Annotated in this window: 4 protein-coding genes; 2 read left to right on the forward strand and 2 right to left on the reverse strand. The window is 71.5% G+C overall.

Translation table 11 applies throughout. The annotated features are described in order from the left end of the window. Window positions 1–594, reverse strand: a 594-nt coding sequence (locus R1101_RS0120475; protein WP_016935159.1) for an FAD-dependent oxidoreductase, incomplete at its 3' end; no start/stop codon positions are given. After that, on the reverse strand, window positions 591–1,688 hold the full coding sequence (gene hemE, locus R1101_RS0120480; RefSeq protein WP_016935160.1) for a uroporphyrinogen decarboxylase: 1,098 nt from the start codon (window positions 1,686–1,688) through the stop codon (window positions 591–593). The genes hemE and R1101_RS0120475, both read right to left, overlap by 4 nt. Before the next feature lie 170 nt (window positions 1,689–1,858). Here hemE and R1101_RS0120485 point away from each other — a divergent pair, with 170 nt between their 5' ends. Both R1101_RS0120485 and R1101_RS0120490 read left to right on the forward strand, forming a co-directional pair. Then, a complete protein-coding gene (locus R1101_RS0120485) occupies window positions 1,859–2,434 on the forward strand; it encodes a DUF3000 domain-containing protein (protein ID WP_026003525.1) in 576 nt (191 codons plus the stop codon). Between the two features lie 50 nt (window positions 2,435–2,484). Next, on the forward strand, window positions 2,485–2,775 hold a 291-nt coding region (locus tag R1101_RS0120490; protein WP_026003526.1), incomplete at its 3' end, for a wax ester/triacylglycerol synthase domain-containing protein.

Raw genomic sequence — 2,775 nt, forward strand, 5'->3', positions numbered from 1 at the left:
CAGGCTCGTCGCACCGGCGTCGAGAGCGGCGGCGAGCGTCGGGACGGTGGCCCGGACACCGGCGGTGTCGGACAACCCCGAGTACACCCCGCCGAGCAGCGGGTCGACGCTGCGCCGCACCACCTGCTCCCCGAAGCGTGAACGGACGAGTTCGGCGACGGAGACATCGGAGCTGCGGGTCCACTCCAGCGGCACGGTGGGCTCGGCGGCGATACGGGCCAGGGTCTCGTCGTCGACGAGTCCCTCGACGGACTCCGCGGACGCCGGGATGCCCATCAGCGTGCCCGTGGGCAGCGGATGCACGCGTGCGCCGGCGTACAGGAGCGGTCGCGCGCCCGAGGGGTGGACGATGTGGTCGCTCAGCCCCAGTTCCTCGGCGAGTGCGAGCACTTCGGGACGGCGTGCGATGAACGCCTCGGCCCCGACGTCGACCGGGTCGCCGGCGAACGGCACGGTGCGGAGCTTGCCGCCGAGCCGCGACGATCGTTCGAGCACGACGATCCGCGCGGCGGCGCCGAGCGAACGACGCAGCCGGTATGCGGCGACGAGACCGCTGATCCCACCGCCGACGACCGCGACCGTCGGCGGGGTCACAGCGAATGCACCAGCTCGACCACTCGGGTGATGACGTCGGGATCGGTGTCGGGCAGGACCCCGTGACCGAGGTTGAAGATGTGGCCGGTGGCGCCGGCGGCCAGCGCACGATCGGCTTCGGCGGCGATGCGGCGCACCTCGCGTTCGACGACCTCCGGGCCGGCGAACAGGATGGCGGGGTCGAGGTTGCCCTGCAGGGCCTTGCCGGCGCCGACGCGCGTCGCGGCGACGTCGAGCGGGATGCGCCAGTCGACGCCGACGACGTCCGCACCGGCCTCACCCATGGCGCCGAGGAGCTCGCCGGTACCGACGCCGAAGTGGATGCGCGGTACACCCGCATCGGCGATCTCGGCGAAGACACGCTCGGAGTGCGGCAGGACGTACTCGCGGTAGTCGGCGAGCGACAGGGCGCCCGCCCACGAGTCGAAGAGCTGGACGGCGTCGACACCGGCGCCGATCTGCGCGCGCAGGAAGCCGATGGCGACATCGGTGAGCTTGCCGAGGAGCGCGTGCCAGGTCTTCGGGTCGGCGTGCATGAGCGCCTTGGTGTGCTCGTGGTTGCGGCTGGGTCCGCCCTCGACGAGGTAGGACGCCAAGGTGAAGGGCGCCCCCGCGAAGCCGATGAGCGGGGTGTCGCCGAGCTCGCGGGTCAGCAGCCCGACGGCGCGGGCGACCGCTCCGACCTCCTCGGCCTCGAGGGACGGCAGCGCGGCGACATCGGCGGCGGTGCGGACGGGGGTCGCGACGACCGGACCCGTCCCGGCGACGATGTCGAGGTCGATACCTGCCGCCTTGAGCGGGACGACGATGTCGGAGAACAGGATGGCGGCGTCGACCTTGTGGCGCCGCACCGGCTGCATCGTGATCTCGCAGACCAGCTCGGGGTCGAAGCACGATTCGAGCATGCCGACGCCGGCGCGGATCTCCCGGTACTCGGGGAGGGAGCGGCCGGCCTGGCGCATGAACCACACGGGCCGGTGGACGGGCCGCTCACCGCGTGCGGCCGCCAGCAGCGGCGCATGCGGCAGGATCCTCCGCGCGGGGTACTCCGCGGGCACCGCAGAGCCGACGTTCGTGTTCTCCAAGCCGGTCATCGATCCTCGTTCTTCGGGCACTGCGCGCGGTCGCGCAGGGCAGCGTCTGTCGGGTCCCGGACCGAGACGTGTGGTGCGGACCCGTTGCCCCATGCTGCCACGACCGCGCCGCCCACCGGAATCGGCGCGCCTCCCGCGTGCGGTGGGTCACCGGCACTAACGTCCGCTCGGTGACCACCTCGCCCGCCGAGCCGGCCCGCTTCCGTTCCGCAGTCGATGCGATGAACGCGGCTACCGTGCGCCCGGAGATCGAGGTCGGACCGATTCGACCACCGCAACGGCTCGCTCCCTACAGCTATGCACTGGGCGCCGAGGTTTTGCACGACGAGACGGAGAGGGTGCCCGAGCAGTCGGAGGGCGACGCGTTCGGCCGCCTCATCCTGCTCTACGACCCCGACGGCGACGAGGCGTGGCACGGCACCACCCGGCTCGTCTCGTACATCCAGGCCGACGTCGACGAGAGCCTGGCGGCCGACTCCCTGTTGCCGGAGGTGGCGTGGAGCTGGCTCGTCGATGCACTCGCCGCGCACGGCGAACCCCTCACGGCCCTGGGCGGCACGGTGACCTCGACGACCTCCGTGCGGTTCGGCGACATCGCGGGCCCGGGCCGCGCACACCAGCTGGAACTGCGCGCCTCGTGGACTCCGCAGTCGGACGTGCTGGCCCCGCACGTCGAGGCCTTCTGCGACGTCCTCGCCTATGCCGCCGGTCTGCCTCCCGCGGGGGTCGCACGACTGCAGCGGTGAAAACCGGCGCAATCCGACCAGATTTCTAGAACCTGTTCTACCCTGGTTCCATGCAGCGTCTCAGCGGACTCGACGCGGGTTTCCTCTACCTCGAGACTCCCAGCCAGCTCCTCCACATCTGCGGGCTGATCGTGCTGGATCCGACTACTGTCCCGGGCCGCCACGACTATCCGAGCCTCCGCAACGAACTCGGGGCACGACTCGCCGCCGTGCCCCAGTTCCGGATGAAACTGGCCGACAGCAAGTTCAACCTCGACCATCCGGTCTGGGTCGACGACCACGATTTCGACCTCGACCGGCACGTCCACCACGTCGGCGTGCCCGCCCCGGGAAGCCGGCTC

It is taken from the genome of Rhodococcus sp. R1101, from assembly GCF_000278445.1.
Taxonomy (GTDB): Bacteria; Actinomycetota; Actinomycetes; order Mycobacteriales; family Mycobacteriaceae; genus Rhodococcus; species Rhodococcus gordoniae.

Bases quoted from the DNA above. Each gene is read 5' to 3' on its own strand.
- hemE (WP_016935160.1), bottom strand. From the start codon at position 1,688: ATGACCGGCTTGGAGAACACGAACGTCGGCTCTGCGGTGCCCGCGGAG.